Below are 18,588 nucleotides of genomic sequence, written 5' to 3'. Positions count from 1 at the left end.
CGTGCACTCCGGCACATTCCGATGGCATGACGGTGCATCGGGAGCCTGCCGCATTGCGCTGGTGATAAACACCGACGAGTTTCGGCCTACCGCTGACGGGAAAGAATCTGAGGTCAGGCGTCCCCGCCGGGCACGAAATCACCGAAATCCGCCGCGCACTCGGCCCGGATTTCCCCTTGCCGGTAATGCCGGCGACAGCTAGCCGAAACACCATGTGAACACCTGTCGTATAAACTCCGGGGTGAGGCAGAGAGTAGGCGCCCCGGCAGTCGGTCCGGCTCCCCTCTGACCCCGTACGCCGACAGCGTCGTCGTCACCTGCCCAGCACCAAACGTGTCTCCGAAGTGAGAGGCGACCCATCATGCCGCTGCATCTCCCCCCTGCCCCCGCGCCTGCCCTCCGCAGCATCGTCACCGCACTCGGCTCCCCCACCGCGGTCCGCGAGACCCGCACCCCGGCCCTGAAGTCCGCCCAGACCCAGCTCACCTGCGAACTTCCGCTGCCCGTCCATGTGTTGGAGCAGGGCGCGGCGGGCGGCAGCACGCCCCGTACCCGCCTCACCGGCTGGCGCTTTTTGATCAAGAAGGAGGACGGCCGCGCGGTGGCCGCCGGGGAGAGCATGCTGACCCCCGATGGCTGGGCCTTCTCGCACTTCTTCGAGGGACCCTATGTCGCCTCCACCGAACTGGCCCTGCGCCAGGCCGAGTCACTGAGCACCCCCTACCAGCCCCGGCTGCTGACCGTACCCGGGCTCTATATGCTCACCCTCTGGCTGCACGGCGACCTCAACGCCGACCCCGCCTCCGGACTGCCCGCCCCCGGGGACCTGTTGGTACCACTCGCCCCCGCACCACCGGGCATCGCCGCCCACCGCCCGCACCGCTTCGCCGATCTGCTGCCGGTGCTCACCCTCCGGCTCACCCCCGCGCCACTGCTGCGCACCTCCGCCTGAGAGACAACCGGAAACCGCGCCCCGTGGCACCCGCCGCGGGGCGCCCGACGCTGTCCTCACCCGCTCGGGCTAGTCCGTGGCGGGGGCACAACCCCCCGAAGGGACAGTGTGGTTGAGGGCAACCGCCCGCACGGGTGATGCGTCTTCCCCGGGTGAGGACCGCTGACGTGAAATCCCTGCGGAATCACGCCGGTAGGGCAAGACTGGGAACCACAAGACGAATCGCAACGGGGGGCGGCATGACCACCGCATCGAGCCGCAGCACAGCGACAGCATCACCGACATCCCAGCGAAAGAACCCTCCCATGTGCCAGCACCAGCCCGCGTGCCCGTCAGCCGACTCCGCCGACCGGGAAGCCGCCCAGCTCGTGGCGCACTTCCCCCAGCAAGGCTGGAGCCTGCTGTGCAACGGTGTCCTCTGCTTCGAGGACACCGGTGAGCTGCTGCCGGACGGACGCATCATCGCTCCGCACCGGCCGCTGGGCACCGGGCAAGTGATGACCGCTGCCTGACGGCATCACCTCAACTCCGGAAACCGGGGCCACACCAAGAACAGGGGCCGCACCAAGAAGGGGCGCCGCACCAACACCAGGGGCCGGCCCGGCGCTTCGCCGAGCCGGCCCCCAAGGGTGTCCGGTGTCAGGGGATCAGCCCTCGTACTCCTCCAACGGCGGGCAGGAGCACACCAGGTTGCGGTCGCCATAGGCCCCGTCCACCCGGCGCACCGGCGGCCAGTACTTCTCGGCCGGGGTGACCCCGTCCGGGAAGACGGCCTCGGCCCGGCTGTAGGAGTGCTGCCACTCCCCCGCCACCGAGGCGGCGGTGTGCGGGGCGTTGCGCAGCGGGTTGTCGTCCTTGTCCCACTCGCCGGAACCGACCTTGTCGATCTCCGCACGGATTGCGATCATCGCCGCGCAGAAACGGTCGAGTTCACCCAGGTCCTCGCTCTCGGTGGGCTCGATCATCAGGGTGCCGGCCACCGGGAAGGACATGGTCGGGGCGTGGAAGCCGTAGTCGATCAGGCGCTTGGCGACATCGTCCACGCTCACCCCGGTCGCCTTGGTGAGCGGCCGCAGATCGATGATGCACTCGTGCGCCACCAGGCCGTGCGGGCCGGTGTAGAGCACCGGGTAGTGCGGCTCCAGGCGCTTGGCGATGTAGTTGGCGCCCAGCACCGCGACCTGGGTGGCCCGCTTGAGGCCCTCGCCGCCCATCAGCCGGATATACGCCCAGGAGATGGGCAGGATGCCGGCCGACCCGTAGGGGGCGGCGGAGATGGGGCCGACACCGGTGGCCGGACCGGCGGCGGGCTGCAGCGGGTGATTGGGCAGGTACGGGGCCAGGTGGGCGCGGACCGCCACCGGGCCGACACCCGGACCGCCGCCGCCGTGCGGGATGCAGAAGGTCTTGTGCAGGTTCAGATGGGAGACATCGCCGCCGAACTCGCCCGGCTTGGCCACTCCGACCAGGGCGTTGAGGTTGGCGCCGTCCACATACACCTGACCGCCCGCCTGGTGCACCAGGTCGCAGATCTCGCTGATGTGCTCCTCGAACACCCCATGGGTGGAGGGGTAGGTGACCATCAGCACGGCCAGTTCGTCGCGATACTGCTCGATCTTGGCGCGCAGGTCCGCCGCATCGACCTCGCCGTCCTCACCGGTCTTGACCACCACCACCTTCATCCCGGCCATCACGGCGCTGGCCGCGTTGGTGCCGTGCGCGGATGAGGGGATGAGGCAGACGGTACGCCGGTCGTCACCGTTGGCCCGGTGGTACGCCCGTACCGCCAGCAGGCCCGCCAACTCGCCCTGGGAACCGGCGTTCGGCTGGATGGAGACCTTGTCATAGCCGGTGATCTCGGCCAGCCGCTCCTCCAGTTCGCCGATCAGCGTGCGGTAGCCCTCGGCCTGCTCGATGGGGGCGAAGGGGTGCAGGGCGGCGAACTCCGGCCAGGTGACCGGCTCCATCTCGGTGGTGGCGTTGAGCTTCATGGTGCACGAGCCCAGCGGGATCATGCCCCGGTCCAGCGCGTAGTCCTTGTCGGCCAGGCGGCGCAGATAGCGCAGCATGGCGGTCTCGGAGCGGTGCTGGTGGAAGACAGGGTGGGCGAGGTAGTCCGCCTCGCGCAGCAGCTCCCCGGGCAGCGCGTCGGCGACCCGCTCGGCCGGCTCCGCCACCTCGGCCCGGACCCCGAAGGCGGCCCAGACGGCGGCCAGATGGTCCCGGGTGGTGGTCTCGTCACAGGCGATGCCGACCCGGTCGGCGTCCACCAGCCGCAGGTTGACGCCGAGTTCACGGGCGGCCCGGACAACTTCGGCGGCGCGGCCGGGAGTTCTTGCCGTGAGGGTGTCGAAGTAGTGCTCGTGCTCCAGCTCCACTCCGCCGGCCCGCAGGCCCTCGGCCAGGACGGCGGCATAGCGGTGGGTGCGGCGGGCGATGGCGGCCAGGCCCTCCGGCCCGTGGTAGACGGCGTACATGCCGGCCATCACGGCGAGCAGCACCTGGGCGGTGCAGATGTTGCTGGTGGCCTTCTCCCGGCGGATGTGCTGCTCACGGGTCTGCAGGGCCAGGCGGTACGCCTTGTCGCCGTCCGCGTCCACCGAGACGCCGACCAGCCGGCCGGGCAGGCTGCGGGCGAACTTCTCGCGCACCGCCATAAAGCCGGCGTGCGGGCCGCCGAAGCCCATGGGCACGCCGAAGCGCTGGGTGGTACCCACCGCGATATCGGCGCCCAGCTCGCCGGGCGGGGCCAGCAGGGTGAGGGCGAGCAGGTCGGCGGCGACGGTGACCACCGCGCCCAGCTCGTGCGCCTGCTCGATGACCGGGCGCAGGTCGCGCACCGCGCCGGATGCGCCGGGGTACTGCAGCAGCACGCCGAACACCCCGCGCTCGGCGGCCTCCTGGGGGATGCCCTCACCGAGATCGGCGACCATCACCGGTACCCCGGTGGGCTCGGCGCGGGTCCGGAGCACGGCGATGGTCTGCGGGAGGGTGTCGGCGTCCACCAGGAAGACGCCGTCCTTGACCTTGCCGACCCGGCGGGAGAGCGCCATGGCCTCGGCGGCGGCGGTCCCCTCGTCCAGCAGCGAGGCACCGGAGGTGGGCAGTCCGGTCAGGTCGGCCACCACGGTCTGGAAGTTCAGCAGCGCCTCCAGCCGGCCCTGGGAGATCTCCGGCTGGTAGGGCGTGTAGGCGGTGTACCAGGCCGGGTTCTCCATGACATTGCGCAGGATCACCGGCGGGGTGAAGGTGCCGTAGTAGCCCAGTCCGATCATGGAGGTGAGCACCTGGTTGCGGCCGGCCAGGCCGCGCAGCTCGGCCAGCACCTCGGCCTCGGTACGGGGCCCGGGCAGCCGGAGTGCCTCGACGCTCTTGATCACATCGGGCGCGGCGGCGGCGGTGAGCTCGTCCAGCGAGCCGAAGCCGACCTGGGCGAGCATCTTGGCCTGGGCCTCGGCATCGGGCCCTATATGGCGGTCGGCGAACGGAGTGCCGCGCTCCAGGTCGGAAAGGGAGATGCGGTGGGCGGTCATCTGCGGGGGCCTCCTGGTCATTGCGACCTGCGAGGGGTACCACGGCGCGGGTACCCGGACGGCCTCCCCCTCTGTCATCTCAACCTGAGAGCTTCACCGGACGTGAGCACGCCCGGCTTTCACCGTCGGTGAGGAGGGGCTCCGCATGGTGCCTGGCCGGGGCCCGCCCTGCTTTCCAGAGTGACCTCGTCCGTGCGGTACGGGTGCCTGAGAGATTCCGGGGAGGATTTGCTCCTTCGGCGCCTCCGTGGGTGCCGTCAAGGCCCCTTCCGAAGGACTCTCCCGCACGGGTTCTGCGGCCAATCGCCAGCCTACCAGCGGGTCTGCGCAGCCGGATCTCCCAAGTGGCCATACAACGCTTTGTCGCTTTTTGTGGTTCTCGGGGTGTCCAGGGGTGTTTGCGGCGTCCGCCGAGATACCCCAGGGGGCAGGCGTGACTCATGGGAGGACACATACTCATGCAGACCGGCATCGACCCCCGCAGCCTGATCGGCCGCAAGGCATACGACCGTCACGGGACGAGGATCGGCACGGTGGACGAGGTCTACCTCGACGACGCGACCGGGGAGCCGGAGTGGGCGGCGGTGCGCACCGGCCTGTTCGGCCGGGACGCTTTTGTACCGCTGGAACCGAGCGAGGTGGTCGGTGACACCCTGCGCATTCCCTATGAGCGCGCCCTCATCAGGGAGGCCCCGGACCTGGGCGTCGGCCGCCATCTCTCCCCCGAGCAGGAGCTGCGGCTCTACCAGCACTACCGGCTCGACCTGCCGGTGGACACCTCCCGCCCGTCCGGGGACGGATCCCCGGCCGGCTGACCGCCGGCGGGCCGGATCAGCGGCAGCGGGTCGGCGGGCTCCAGCGCCGGGTCGTCCACTGCGAAGGTCCGTACCCGGCCCGGCTCCGACCAGGGCTCCTCGAAGCGCACGGTGACCCTGCCGACCCCGCTGCCCTGGATCCAGCCGGCCCCATGGACCTGGTGCCGGACATCCAGCCCCGGCAGCCAGCGGCGGGGGCGGGGCACTGCGGCGCCCTCCGGAACCTCTGGCTCCGTGGGCTCCGGTATCGCCGCCTCCGCCTCGCTCGCCGCCTGGGCGAAGAGGTCCTCCTGGGTGTAGTCGGCCAGGCCGCTGACGCCCACGCCCAGCAGCCGCACCCCGGCGGTGGTGTCCACCGCGTCCAGCAGCCGGATGGCCGCCTCCCGCACCACGGCCGGGTCGTCGGTGGGGCCGCGCAGGGTCTCCGAGCGGGTCAGGGTGGAGAAGTCATAGCGCCGCACCTTGATCACGACCGTCCGGCCCGATCTGCCCGCGGCCCTCAGCCGCCGGACGCAGCGGTCGGCCAGCCGGGCCAGCTCCAGCTGCACCCGGGTGCGGTCGGTGAGGTCCTCCTCGAAGGTGTCCTCCACGGAGATGGACTTGGCGTCCCGCTCGGCCACCACGGGACGGTCGTCGTGCCCGGTGGCCAGGGCGTACAGCCCGGCGCCATGCGCCTTGCCGAGCAGCCGCACCAGCTCCGCCTCGCCCGCCTCGGCGGTCTCGCCGACGGTGTGGATGCCGGCCTTGCGCAGCACCTCGGCGGTGGCCGGGCCCACGCCGGGGATGGTCCGCACCGGCATCGGCCCCAGCAGTTCGAGCTCGGTGCCGGGCTCGACCATCACCAGCCCGTCCGGCTTGGCCTGCTCGGAGGCGATCTTGGCGAACATCTTGGCCCCGGCCAGCCCCACCGACCCGCTGAGCCCGGTCGCCGCCCTGATGTCCCGGCGCAGCCGCTCGCCCACCGCGCGGGCGGCCGCCGAGGTGGGCTCGATGCCGCCCGCCTCCAGATCCACAAAGGCCTCGTCCAGGCTCAGCGGCTCCACCAGCGGGGACAGTTCGCGCAGCAGCTCCATCACGGTGGCGCTGATCTGCTGGTAGAGCGAGAACCGGGGGGTGAGGTAGGCGGCGTTGGGGCACAGCCGTCTGGCCTGCGCGGTGGACATGGCGGAGTGCACTCCGAACACCCGGGCCTCATACGAGGCGGTGGCCACCACGCCGCGCGGGCCGATGCCGCCGACCACCACCGGCTTTCCGCGCAGGCTGGGCTTGGCCGCCTGCTCCACCGAAGCGTAGAAAGCGTCCATGTCCAGATGCAGGATGGTCGGGGCACCTCTCACAAGATCGATGCTGCCGCATACCACTGACAATCGCGCAGTCGCGCGAACGGGACGGTCAGCCGGCGCGGTTGCGGCGCCGGGCCAGTTCGTCGGCCGGGTTGTGGCCGATCAGGGTCTCACCGGTGTCCACCCGCTCGCCGTGCAGCTGTGACAGGGCGCTTTCCACATCCCGCCACACCACACCGACGGCGATCCCGAAGACGCCCTGGCCGCCTTGCAGCAGGCCGACCACATCGTCGGGCGAGACGCATTCATAGACCGTGGCGCCATCGCTCATCAGCGTCATCTGCGCCAGATCGGCCATGCCCCGGGCGCGCAGATGCTGCACCGCGGTGCGGATGTTCTGCAGGGACACCCCGGTGTCCAGCAGCCGCTTGACGATCTTGAGGACCACCACATCGCGGAAGCTGTACAGCCGCTGGCTGCCCGAGCCATAGGCGGGCCGCACACTGGGCTCCACCAGGCCGGTGCGCGCCCAGTAATCCAGCTGCCGGTAGGTGATTCCGGCCGCCGCGCAGGCGGTCGGGCCGCGGTATCCGATGTTCTCGCTGCCGCCGGCCGCCTTGTCGGCGCCGGAAGCCGTGCTGGAGTCGTGCCCGCGCGGGGCGGTGACCGCCGCCGCGGCGGGGACGGGGGTGCCACCCATGCCGTTCAGGCTCTGCGGGAGGGTCACCGGTTCGACCGTTCCCCCATGCAGCGGATACGGACTGCCGACCGCTGTACCGTCGCCCGTGCTTCTCACGCCGACCTCCGTCCTTGACCTGCCTTCTCGACGGTAGGCAGTCGCTCGGGGTGCGTCAACGATCGCCACACTCGGCACGCCGAGTGATAATCACCCAGAGAGTGGTTTTACGTATCTCCGCAGCGGGAAAGGCTACTCGAATGCGCCGGACCGTTTCGGCGCGTGCCTCACTGGTTGCTGGTGCCGAAGTCCTCGGGCGAGATCTGGTCCAGGAACTCCCGGAACTTCTCGACCTCGTCCTCCTGCTCGTCGGGGATGGCGATACCCGCGTCGTCCAGCACCCCGTCGCTGCCGTAGATGGGCGTTCCGGTGCGCAGCGCCAGCGCTATGGCGTCGGACGGCCTGGCGCTGACCTCCACCCCGCTGGCGAAGACGAGCTCCGCGTAGAACACGCCCTCCCGCAGGTCGGTGATGCGGACCTCGGCGAGCTGCTGACCCACCGCCTCCAGCACATCCTTGAAAAGGTCATGGGTCAGCGGCCTGGCCGGAGCCATGCCCTGCTGTGCGAAGGCGATGGCCGTCGCCTCACCCGGTCCGATCCAGATCGGCAGGTAACGGTCGCCTCCGACCTCGCGCAGGAGCACGATCGGCTGGTTGGAGGGCATCTCCACCCGGACACCCACGACATCGAGCTCGTTCACACAGCAACCCTAGGCCGTGCTCGGCAGGTTTGGGTAGTCGGGCCGCCCCTGTCACTGGCCGCGGATGCGCAGCGCCGACTGGACCAGGGCCGCGTGCAGCCGCACCGACAGCGCGGCCAGCTCCCGGGCGGTGGCCTCGGCATGGGCCCTGGTCTGCGGATTCCGGTGGCGGCGCAGCGGGGCCACCACCTGTTCGATCAGCGCTGCCTCGCGCTCCGCCGCCGCCTTTATGGCCCTGAGATGCCTGGGCTCCAGGCCGAAGCGGCCGAGGTCGGCGACCAGCCTGGCCACGGCCACCGAATCGGCGTCGAATCCGCCGTCCGGGTGGGCGGTGACCAGGCCGTAGGACTCCCACTCCGCCAGTTCGCCCTCGGTCACCCCGGTGGTGGCCAGCAGCTCCTCCCGGTCCGTGCGGGCAGCCCCGGAAGTCTCCGGCTCCGGTGCTCCCGGAACCTGGGTCTCCGGCAAGTCCAGTACGTCCCTGGGCTGGCCCGGAGCGGGCAGCTGCACCCGCTCTCCTCTGGCCAGGGCGTCCAGATGCTCCCGGATGACCTTCAGCGGCAGATAGTGGTCGCGCTGCATCCTCAGCACCTGGGCCAGCCGCTCGACATCCGCCGTACTGAACTTGCGGTAGCCGGACGGCGTGCGCTGCGGCTCCACCAAACCCTCCGCCTCCAGGAAGCGGATCTTGGAGATGGTGACCTCGGGGAACTCCTCGCGCAGCAGATTCAGCACCGTGCCGATGCTGACCAGCCGGCCTTCCGTACCGGCGGCACCGGAGGATCCGGTGCCGCCCGACGGTGTGTGAAGCATGGGCCTTCCTTGGGTCCCCCGCTGACGGAGTCCGGGAGAGGGTCAGTAGCCCCGCTGGCTGCCGAAGAAGACCAGCCGGTACTTGCCGATCTGCACCTCGTCACCGTTGGAGAGCACCACCGAGTCGATTTGCTCCCGGTTGACATAGGTGCCGTTGAGGCTGCCCACATCGGTGACGGTGAAGCCACCGTCGTGGTTCCGGCGGAACTCCACATGCCGCCGGGAGACGGTGACGTCGTCCAGGAAGATGTCACTCTGCGGATGCCGGCCCGCCGTGGTCACCTCGCTGTCCAGCAGGAAACGGCTGCCGGAGTTGGGTCCGCGGCGCACTACCAGCAGGGCCGAACCCTGCGGCAGCGCCTCGACGGCCGCCTGCGCCTCCGGCGACAGGGCGGGAATCGCCGTCTGGCCGGTGGTCTCCGAGTCATAGGCCTCAAGGCCGGAGATGGAGATGGTGGAGGTCGTCTCCGAAGCCCGCTCGGCGACGGCACCCGCCCGCAGCGGAGCACCGCAGTTGGAGCAGAAGCGGCTGCTCTGACCGTTCTGATGGCCACACCTGGTACACACCTGCACGGCAGCCCCTCCGCCCGAGTTAGCGGTCGGTGGTGTCCCGACGCCTATGCGGCCCGGTGCCGCGGGGTCGGCCGGGAAGCTCTGACCGCCCTCACTCTGATCCCGGAACAGGGGGCGGCCCTCCTGGCCCCTCTCCTCCCCCTCCGGGTGCGCGGCCCGGTGGCGGGCGGAACCGCCGCCGCTCTGGCGTGCGCTCTTGCCGAACAACTTCGCAAACAACTTCACGGGCGATTCCCCTTGACCGAAACAGACCCGCCCGTGGGGCAGGACAAACCCTCGATGCACACACCGTCCGACCTGGACATCCCTACAACGTCCATGGCCAACAGACAGTTTCCATCACGCACCCCCAACTTGGTGCGCCGACCCCCCGCAACTCGCCGCCCCTCCCCGCAGAGCCCCTGCGTACCCCGTCTCACTGCGATGACGACCGAGCGTAGTCAGGCCGCTTCGCCGGGCGCAAGGCGTCAACAACGATCTTCTCAGACCGCTCGATGTTCACTCCGGCCTGTTCCTTCTGCAGAGTCTGCACCACTCCGCCGGGGATGTTGAGCGCCGGCTCCAGGTCCTGCGGCCTGCCGATGACCTTGAACTTATAAGGCTGGGAGACCTGTTTGCCGTCGATCTGCACGTTCCCCGCCCCTCCCGAAAAGTAGGTGTTGGCGACCACCCGGATGTCATTGATCTGGATCGCCTCGGCCCCCGCAGCCCTGAGCTCCTGGATGGCGTCCAGCAGCATGTCGGGCTCGACCGCCCCCTTTCCGTCGCTCACCGTGAGAATGATGCCGGGCCCCTGGGCGGCCACCGTTCCGGCGAGCACCCCGAGCTGCTGTTCCTTCTGCGCGGTCTGCTTGCGTGCCTCGGCGGCCTGATTGGAACTGCTCTCCAACTCGGTCCGCTGGCTCTCCAGCTTCCGCTTCTCGTCCTCAAGACGCTTTGTGCGGTTGTCCAGTTCATCGAGGATCCGCACCAAATCCTCCTGGCGCGCCCCGCGCAGTGCGCTGCTCTCGCTGGTGGTACGGACCTGGATGGCCAGGCCCAGGCCGAGTACGCACAGCAGCAGCGCCACGGTGAGCTGCGCCCGGGTCAGCCGGGGCGGCCAGAGGCCCTTCATCAGCCGCTGACGGCCCGTCAGTTCAGTGGGACCGGCGGGAGGCTCCTCCGGCCCTCGGCCCTCCGGCGCGGAGCGCGGCTCGGGCTCAGGTTCGGGTTCCGGCTCAGCTTTGGGCTCCGGCTCGCGCTCAGGTGATGGCTCCGGCCGCGCGGCCGGTTCTCCGGACGGCCCGGGGCGCCCGGCCGGCCGCTCACCCTCCTCGCCCGGCTGCTGACCGGCGGGCTTCTCGGGAGTGTCGTCGTTGCTCATCGGCCTCACGCCCGGAAGACATGCCGCCGGATGGCGGCGGCGTTGGAGAAGATCCGGATGCCCAGCACGACCACCACACCGGTGGACAGCTGAGCGCCCACCCCCAGCTTGTCGCCCAGGAAGACGATCAGCGCGGCAACCACCACGTTCGACAGGAAGGACACCACAAAGACCTTGTCGTCGAAGATCCCGTCCAGCATCGCCCGCAGGCCGCCGAACACCGCGTCCAGTGCCGCCACCACGGCGATCGGCAGATAGGGCTCAACCGCCGTCGGCACCACGGGACGGACCACCAGCCCGACCACGACTCCCACGATGAGGCCCAAAACGGCGATCACGATGTGCCCTTCCCTGTGTTGCCCTGCTGTGCCCGCGCGGTACGCACAATCAGACTCGGCGCGGCCGGCAGCCGGATGTCGTCCTCGACGGAAATGGCCGCCCGGACCCCGTAGTTCTGCTCCAGCACATGCAGGTACTGACCGTCCGCACTGTCCTGGAATGTGGTGTTCATCCGCTTGCCGTTCCCGACCGCCAGCACCGTATACGGGGGCACCAGCGGCCTGTTGTCAACCAGTATGGCGTCCCCGGCGGCCCGGATGGCCGAAAGCGCGGTCAGGCGCTGGCCGTTGATGGAGATCGCTTCCGCCCCCGACTGCCACAGCCCGTTGACCACCCGCTGCATATCCCGGTCCCGTACCCGGCCGGTGTCGGAGAAGCCGCTGCTCTCCCGGGGGCCGCCGCCGCTGGTCCTGGCCTGCTTGGCGTCATCGACCACCACCTTCAGGCCCGGTCCGTGCACCGCGGTGGCCCCGGCCAGCAGCGAGACCAACTCCGCCTTGTCACCGCCGCGTTTGTGCAGCGCCTCACGCTGGGTGGCGCTGACCGAGTCACGCAGCCCGTCCACATTCTTCTGCAGCGAGTCGGCCGTCGAGGTCTCGCTCTCGATACGGTTGATCAGCTGCTGGCGCTCCTTGGCGAGCGTCGGCGCCGATATCCGCGCCTGGGCGGCTCCCAGGGTCACCACCAGTGCGGCCAGCAGCAGCGCCGCGGCCAGCCCCAGCTTGGCCCGTAGCTTGCCCGGCAGGCCCTTGCCGCCGGCCGTCCGTCTGGCCGCCGCCTCCGCATAGCCGTCGTCCAGGCTGTGATCCATCACATTGGTCAGCAGCGACATGGAGGCATCGGGACGGGACGGCGGAGCTGGTGTCCTCCGAACGGGGGGCTGCTGCGGCATGTCGCACATCGTCGCACGTCGGGAGCGATGTATCCCAATGGCCCCACCGGCGTGCCGGATCGTAACCGGCAAACCGGCGGGGCCATGGCTCGGCCTCGCCCGGGATCAGCGTCCGGCGCCGTCCACCACCGCGGACCACTCGTCCAGCAGCGCCTGCGCGGAGGCGTCGTCCGGCCCCTCCGCCCATAGATGGGTCACCGCCTCGGCCGGGTCCGGCAGCACCATCACCCAGCGTCCGTCGGCCTCCACCACCCGGACACCGTCGGTGGTGTCCACCGAGCGGTCACCGGCCGCCTCGACCACCTGGCGCATCACCAGGCCCTTGACCGCCCATGGCGTCGCCAGATCACGGCGCAGCACATGAGCCCGCGGAATCCTGGCGTCGATCTGACTGAGCGTGAGCTGGGTCCGGGCCACCAGGCCGACCAGCCGGACAAAGGCCGCCGTACCGTCGAAGACACTGCTGAACTCCGGGACGATAAAGCCGCCACGCCCGTCACCGCCGAAGATGGTGGTGTCCGCCCGGCCCACCCGGGTCAGGTCATCGGGCGAGGTGGTGGTCCACTCCACCTGGGTACCGTGGTACGCGGCCACCTGCTCGGCGATACGGGTGGTGGTCACCGGCAGCGCCACCCGGCCGCTGCGCCGCTCCGCCGCCACCAGGTCCAGCAGCACCAGCAGGGCCCGGTCGTCCTCGACGATCCGCCCCCGCTCGTCCACCAGCGAGATCCGCTCGCCCACCGGGTCGAAGCGCACTCCGAAGGCGGCCCGGGCCGAGGAGACGATCTCGCCCAGCCGCACCAGGCCGGACCGCCGGGACTCGGCCGTCTCGGTGGGACGGGCCTCGTCCAACCCTGAGTTGATGGTCAGGGCGTCCACGCCCAGCCGGCCGAGCAGGCTGGGCAGCACCAGGCCGGCGCTTCCGTTGGCCGTGTCCACCACCACCTTCAGGCCGGCCTCGGCCACCCCACTGGTGTCCACGGACCGCAGCAGGCCGCCGGCATAGGTGTCGTAGATGCTGGACGGGAAGGACAGGTCGCCGATCTCGCCCGGGAAGGCCCGCCGGTATTCCTGACGGGCGTAGACGCGGTCGAGCTTGCGCTGTCCGGCCTGGGAGAGGTCGGCACCGCGCTCGTCGAGGAACATGATGTCCACCGAGTCGGGCACGCCGGGGGTGGTACGGATCATGATGCCGCCGGCGCTGCCGCGTGCGGTCTGCTGTCTGGCCACCGGCAGCGGTACGTTCTCCAGATCGCGGACCTCGATCGCACTGGCCTGGAGCGCCGAGATCACGGCCCGCTTGAGCGCCCGGGCGCCACGGGAGTGGTCGCGCGCCGTGGTGACGGTGGCGCCCTTCTTGAGAGTGGTGGCATACGCACCCGCCAGCCGCACCGCCAGCTCGGGGGTGATCTCCACATTGAGGATGCCGGACACTCCGCGGGCACCGAAGAGATGGGCCTGGCCCCGGGACTCCCAGATGACCGAGGTGTTGACAAAGGCACCGGCCTCGATGGTCTTGAAGGGGTAGACCCGGACATTGCCCTGGATAATCGATTCCTCGCCGACCAGGCACTCGTCGCCGATGACGGCCCCGTCCTCGATGCGCGCGGCGCGCATGATGTCGGTGTTCTTGCCGATGACGCAGCCGCGCAGATTGCTCTGCTGGCCGACATAGACGTTGTCGTGGACGACGGCCTTGTGCAGGAAGGCACCGCTCTTGACCACCACATTGGAGCCGACCACGGTGTGCTCGCGCAGCTCCGCTCCGGCCTCGACCTTGGCGTAGTCACCGATGTAGAGCGGTCCGCGCAGCACCGCGTCGGGGTGCACCTCGGCGCCCTCGGCGACCCAGACACCGGGTGAGATCTCGAACCCGTCGATCTCCACATCGACCTTGCGCTCCAGGACGTCGGCCTGGGCCTTGACATAGCTCTCGTGGGTGCCGACGTCCTCCCAGTAGCCCTCGGCGACATAGCCGTAGATGGGCTTGCCTTCCTTCATCAGCTGCGGGAAGACGTCTCCCGACCAGTCCACCGGCACATCGGCGGCCACATAGTCGAAGACCTCGGGCTCCATCACATAGATGCCGGTGTTGACGGTGTCCGAGAAGACCTGGCCCCAGGTGGGCTTCTCCAGGAAGCGCTCGACCCGGCCTCCCTCATCGACGATCGTGATGCCGAATTCCAGCGGGTTGGGCACCCGGGTGAGGCAGACGGTGACCATCGCCTGCTTTTCCTTGTGGAACCGGATCAGGTCGGTGAGGTCGAAATCGGTGAGGGCATCTCCCGAGATAACCAGGAAGGTGTCGTCCCGGAGCGCCTCTTCGGCATTCTTGACGCTGCCCGCCGTGCCGAGTGGCTTTTCCTCGTTGGCGTAGGTGAGCTCCATGCCGAGCTCCTCGCCGTCCCCGAAGTAGTTCTTCACCAGGGAAGCCAGGAACTGAACGGTCACCACGGTCTCATGCAGTCCGTGCCGCTTCAGCAGCCGGAGCACATGCTCCATGATCGGGCGGTTGGCGACCGGTAGTAGCGGCTTGGGCATGCTCGAGGTCATGGGGCGAAGCCGAGTGCCTTCGCCACCGGCCATCACGACGGCCTTCATGTCGGAAGCGTCCTCCTTGCGAGACGACGGTCATGCCGACTGAAGAACATCCGGCGGCCCCACGGTCCGCGGAGCAGCCGTTGTCCGCCAAAGGGACCTGCGCCCCGGCGGGATCAGTCGGCGGTGGCGTCCGCCTTGACCAGTCGGCGGACCTGAACCACATAGAGGATTCCTGCCCACCAATAGAGGGTTGTACCCCATCCGGCGAACGCCCATCCGAAAACCGCGGCCACCTCGTGTACCCAGCCCGTCCTATCGCTGAGAAGCAGCAGGGGGAAGGCGTACATCAAGTTGAAAGTCGCCGCCTTGCCCAGGAAGTTCACCTGAGGCGGCGGATAGCCATGGCGCCTCAGAATCCACACCATGACCAGCAGCATCGCTTCCCGGGCCAGCAGAGCCGCGGTCAGCCAAAGAGGAAGGATCTCCCGCCAGGTGAGGCCGACGAGAGTGGACAGAACGTAGAGCCGGTCCGCCGCCGGGTCCAGGAGCCGGCCGAGGCTGCTGATCTGATTCCAGCGCCGGGCCAGCTTTCCGTCGAGGTAGTCGCTGACGCCGCTGAGAGCGAGCACCAGCAGCGCCCAGAGGTCGCAGTTGGGGCCGCCGAACTTGGGCCAGAGAATGAGCCACAGGAAGATGGGCACACCGACCAGGCGCGCCATGCTGAGGATGTTCGGGATGGTGAGGACACGGTCCGTCTGAACGCGCGTCTCCTGGACCTCCACCCGGGGGCCTCCTGTGGGAAACGGGGTCTGCTGATTCCATCCGACCTTACCCGTAGCGTTCCACAGCCCATGAAGGAGGGGCCGGTAAACGCAAGTAGGCCCTGGTGGAAACTGGGTTTCCACCAGGGCCTACTGAATGATTGTTCGGCGGCGTCCTACTCTCCCACACGGTCCCCCATGCAGTACCATCGGCGCTGAAAGGCTTAGCTTCCGGGTTCGGAATGTAACCGGGCGTTTCCCTAACGCAATGACCACCGAAACACTATGAAACAGACAACCGGCACTTTGGTTGTTCGTGGTTTCAGAACCAACACAGTGGACGCGAGCAACTGAGGACAAGCCCTCGGCCTATTAGTACCAGTCAGCTCCAACCGTTACCGGTCTTCCACACCTGGCCTATCAACCCAGTCGTCTACTGGGAGCCTTACCCCATCAAGTGGGTGGGAGCCCTCATCTCGAAGCAGGCTTCCCGCTTAGATGCTTTCAGCGGTTATCCCTCCCGAACGTAGCCAACCAGCCATGCCCTTGGCAGGACAACTGGCACACCAGAGGTTCGTCCGTCCCGGTCCTCTCGTACTAGGGACAGCCCTTCTCAAGACTCCTACGCGCACAGCGGATAGGGACCGAACTGTCTCACGACGTTCTAAACCCAGCTCGCGTACCGCTTTAATGGGCGAACAGCCCAACCCTTGGGACCGACTCCAGCCCCAGGATGCGACGAGCCGACATCGAGGTGCCAAACCATCCCGTCGATATGGACTCTTGGGGAAGATCAGCCTGTTATCCCCGGGGTACCTTTTATCCGTTGAGCGACGGCGCTTCCACAAGCCACCGCCGGATCACTAGTCCCGACTTTCGTCCCTGCTCGACCCGTCGGTCTCACAGTCAAGCTCCCTTGTGCACTTACACTCAACACCTGATTACCAACCAGGCTGAGGGAACCTTTGGGCGCCTCCGTTACCCTTTAGGAGGCAACCGCCCCAGTTAAACTACCCACCAGACACTGTCCCTGATCCGGATCACGGACCCAGGTTAGACATCCAGCACGACCAGAGTGGTATTTCAACGACGACTCCACACACACTGGCGTGCATGCTTCACAGTCTCCCACCTATCCTACACAAGCCGAACCGAACACCAATATCAAGCTATAGTAAAGGTCCCGGGGTCTTTCCGTCCTGCTGCGCGAAACGAGCATCTTTACTCGTAGTGCAATTTCACCGGGCCTATGGTTGAGACAGTCGAGAAGTCGTTACGCCATTCGTGCAGGTCGGAACTTACCCGACAAGGAATTTCGCTACCTTAGGATGGTTATAGTTACCACCGCCGTTTACTGGCGCTTAAGTTCTCAGCTTCGCCCCACCGAAATGGAGCTAACCGGTCCCCTTAACGTTCCAGCACCGGGCAGGCGTCAGTCCGTATACATCGCCTTACGGCTTCGCACGGACCTGTGTTTTTAGTAAACAGTCGCTTCTCGCTGGTCTCTGCGGCCACACCCAGCTCAGAGAGCGTGTCTCATCACCGGACATGGCCCCCCTTCTCCCGAAGTTACGGGGGCATTTTGCCGAGTTCCTTAACCATAGTTCACCCGAACGCCTCGGTATTCTCTACCTGACCACCTGAGTCGGTTTAGGGTACGGGCCGCCATGAAACTCGCTAGAGGCTTTTCTCGACAGCATAGGATCATCCACTTCACCACAATCGGCTCGGCATCAGGTCTCAGACTATGTGTCACGCGGATTTGCCTACGTGACGTCCTACACCCTTACCCCGGGACAACCACCGCCCGGGCTGGACTACCTTCCTGCGTCACCCCATCGCTCACCTACTACAGGTCTGGTCCGTCGGCTCCACCACTCCCCTCAACTCCGAAGAGATCAGGGCGGCTTCACGGACTTAGCATCGCCTGGTTCAGCGCTGGCGCTTCAAAGCGGGTACCGGAATATCAACCGGTTGTCCATCGACTACGCCTGTCGGCCTCGCCTTAGGTCCCGACTTACCCTGGGCAGATCAGCTTGACCCAGGAACCCTTAGTCAATCGGCGCAAGAGTTTCCCACTCTTGTATCGCTACTCATGCCTGCATTCTCACTCGTGAACCGTCCACAACTACCTTCCGGCGCTGCTTCACCCGGCACACGACGCTCCCCTACCCATCACAGCCACCGTTAGATGTACATGCTGCAATGACACGACTTCGGCGGTACGCTTGAGCCCCGCTACATTGTCGGCGCGGAATCACTTGACCAGTGAGCTATTACGCACTCTTTCAAGGGTGGCTGCTTCTAAGCCAACCTCCTGGTTGTCTCTGCGACTCCACATCCTTTCCCACTTAGCGTACGCTTAGGGGCCTTAGTCGATGCTCTGGGCTGTTTCCCTCTCGACCATGGAGCTTATCCCCCACAGTCTCACTGCCGCGCTCTCACTTACCGGCATTCGGAGTTTGGCTAAGGTCAGTAACCCGGTAGGGCCCATCGCCTATCCAGTGCTCTACCTCCGGCAAGAAACACACGACGCTGCACCTAAATGCATTTCGGGGAGAACCAGCTATCACGGAGTTTGATTGGCCTTTCACCCCTAACCACAGGTCATCCCCCAGGTTTTCAACCCTGGTGGGTTCGGTCCTCCACGACCTCTTACAGCCGCTTCAACCTGCCCATGGCTAGATCACTCCGCTTCGGGTCTTGGGCGCGCTACTCAATCGCCCTATTCGGACTCGCTTTCGCTACGGCTTCCCCACACGGGTTAACCTCGCAACACACCGCAAACTCGCAGGCTCATTCTTCAAAAGGCACGCAGTCACGACCGCCAAGCAAGCTTGACGGCGACGCTCCCACGGCTTGTAGGCACACGGTTTCAGGTACTATTTCACTCCGCTCCCGCGGTACTTTTCACCATTCCCTCACGGTACTATCCGCTATCGGTCACCAGGGAATATTTAGGCTTAACGGGTGGTCCCGCCAGATTCACACGGGATTTCTCGGGCCCCGTGCTACTTGGGTGTCGCACAAGCAAGCCGCTGATGTTTCAGCTACGGGGGTCTTACCCTCTACGCCGGGCCTTTCGCATGCCCTTCGCCTACATCAACGGTTTCTGACTCGCCTCATGGCCGGCAGACCATGAAAGTGCGATCCCACAACCCCGCATACGCAACCCCTGCCGGGTATCACACGCATACGGTTTGGCCTCATCCGGTTTCGCTCGCCACTACTCCCGGAATCACGGTTGTTTTCTCTTCCTGCGGGTACTGAGATGCTCCACTTACTT

The 18,588-nt window shown here is 67.4% G+C and carries 14 protein-coding genes, 2 rRNA genes and 1 riboswitch; of the genes, 3 read left to right on the top strand and 13 right to left on the bottom strand.

The window, feature by feature from the left end; genetic code table 11:
- The first annotated feature begins 361 nt into the window (after positions 1-361).
- Positions 362-952: a hypothetical protein gene (locus CV755_RS00160; protein WP_109278033.1), complete on the top strand. Its 591-nt coding sequence runs from the start codon at positions 362-364 to the stop codon at positions 950-952.
- Between the two features lie 305 nt (positions 953-1,257).
- Positions 1,258-1,464 (top strand): DUF5999 family protein, encoded by a 207-nt coding sequence (locus CV755_RS00155; protein WP_193553318.1) that lies wholly within the window; start codon positions 1,258-1,260, stop codon positions 1,462-1,464.
- 135 nt (positions 1,465-1,599) lie between these two features.
- Here the strand turns inward: CV755_RS00155 and gcvP are convergent, their stop codons facing one another.
- Complete coding sequence (gcvP, locus tag CV755_RS00150) at positions 1,600-4,485, bottom strand: aminomethyl-transferring glycine dehydrogenase (protein WP_109278031.1); 2,886 nt, start codon at positions 4,483-4,485, stop codon at positions 1,600-1,602.
- 185 nt (positions 4,486-4,670) lie between these two features.
- A riboswitch (glycine riboswitch) is annotated at positions 4,671-4,780 on the bottom strand.
- 163 nt (positions 4,781-4,943) lie between these two features.
- Between gcvP and CV755_RS00145 the strand changes: the two genes are divergently transcribed.
- Entirely contained in the window at positions 4,944-5,300 is a 357-nt protein-coding gene (locus CV755_RS00145; RefSeq protein WP_109278030.1) for a PRC-barrel domain-containing protein, read from the top strand.
- Here the strand turns inward: CV755_RS00145 and CV755_RS00140 are convergent.
- The 12 genes from CV755_RS00140 to CV755_RS00085 all read right to left on the bottom strand — a co-directional run.
- Positions 5,237-6,637, bottom strand: a complete 1,401-nt coding sequence (locus CV755_RS00140; RefSeq protein WP_109278029.1) for a DNA polymerase IV — start codon at positions 6,635-6,637, stop codon at positions 5,237-5,239. The two genes, CV755_RS00145 and CV755_RS00140, sit on opposite strands and share 64 nt — an antisense overlap.
- 55 nt (positions 6,638-6,692) lie before the next feature.
- Positions 6,693-7,379: a MerR family transcriptional regulator gene (locus tag CV755_RS00135; protein WP_109278028.1), complete on the bottom strand. Its 687-nt coding sequence runs from the start codon at positions 7,377-7,379 to the stop codon at positions 6,693-6,695.
- 167 nt (positions 7,380-7,546) lie between these two features.
- Positions 7,547-8,020 carry a bifunctional nuclease family protein gene (locus tag CV755_RS00130; protein WP_109278027.1) on the bottom strand — a complete coding sequence of 158 codons (474 nt, stop codon included), beginning with the start codon at positions 8,018-8,020 and terminating at the stop codon, positions 7,547-7,549.
- 51 nt (positions 8,021-8,071) lie between these two features.
- Entirely contained in the window at positions 8,072-8,833 is a 762-nt protein-coding gene (gene ftsR / locus CV755_RS00125; protein WP_109278026.1) for a transcriptional regulator FtsR, read from the bottom strand.
- 42 nt (positions 8,834-8,875) lie between these two features.
- Positions 8,876-9,691, bottom strand: a complete 816-nt coding sequence (locus CV755_RS37025) for an FHA domain-containing protein (RefSeq protein WP_422070491.1) — start codon at positions 9,689-9,691, stop codon at positions 8,876-8,878.
- Between the two features lie 130 nt (positions 9,692-9,821).
- Positions 9,822-10,769, bottom strand: coding sequence for a DUF881 domain-containing protein (locus CV755_RS00115; protein WP_109278025.1), 948 nt, complete (start codon positions 10,767-10,769; stop codon positions 9,822-9,824).
- 5 nt (positions 10,770-10,774) lie between these two features.
- Positions 10,775-11,107 carry a small basic family protein gene (locus CV755_RS00110; RefSeq protein WP_004947174.1) on the bottom strand — a complete coding sequence of 111 codons (333 nt, stop codon included), beginning with the start codon at positions 11,105-11,107 and terminating at the stop codon, positions 10,775-10,777.
- Complete coding sequence (locus tag CV755_RS00105) at positions 11,104-12,000, bottom strand: DUF881 domain-containing protein (RefSeq protein WP_109278024.1); 897 nt, start codon at positions 11,998-12,000, stop codon at positions 11,104-11,106. The genes CV755_RS00110 and CV755_RS00105 overlap by 4 nt, the downstream gene beginning before the upstream one ends.
- 105 nt (positions 12,001-12,105) lie before the next feature.
- Complete coding sequence (locus tag CV755_RS00100; RefSeq protein WP_109278023.1) at positions 12,106-14,601, bottom strand: mannose-1-phosphate guanyltransferase; 2,496 nt, start codon at positions 14,599-14,601, stop codon at positions 12,106-12,108.
- 113 nt (positions 14,602-14,714) lie between these two features.
- Positions 14,715-15,323 carry a cardiolipin synthase ClsA gene (clsA, locus tag CV755_RS00095; protein WP_161968561.1) on the bottom strand — a complete coding sequence of 203 codons (609 nt, stop codon included), beginning with the start codon at positions 15,321-15,323 and terminating at the stop codon, positions 14,715-14,717.
- 142 nt (positions 15,324-15,465) lie between these two features.
- Positions 15,466-15,582: ribosomal RNA gene (gene rrf, locus CV755_RS00090) — 5S ribosomal RNA — on the bottom strand.
- A 72-nt stretch (positions 15,583-15,654) separates the two neighbouring features.
- A 23S ribosomal RNA gene (locus CV755_RS00085) occupies positions 15,655-18,588 on the bottom strand; the annotation flags it as partial.

The organism is Streptomyces orinoci (assembly GCF_003121295.1).
In the GTDB taxonomy this organism is placed as follows: domain Bacteria; phylum Actinomycetota; class Actinomycetes; order Streptomycetales; family Streptomycetaceae; genus Streptomyces; species Streptomyces orinoci.
The sequence above is the reverse complement of the archived record's forward strand: the minus strand, read 5'-3'. Positions and strand labels throughout refer to the sequence as shown.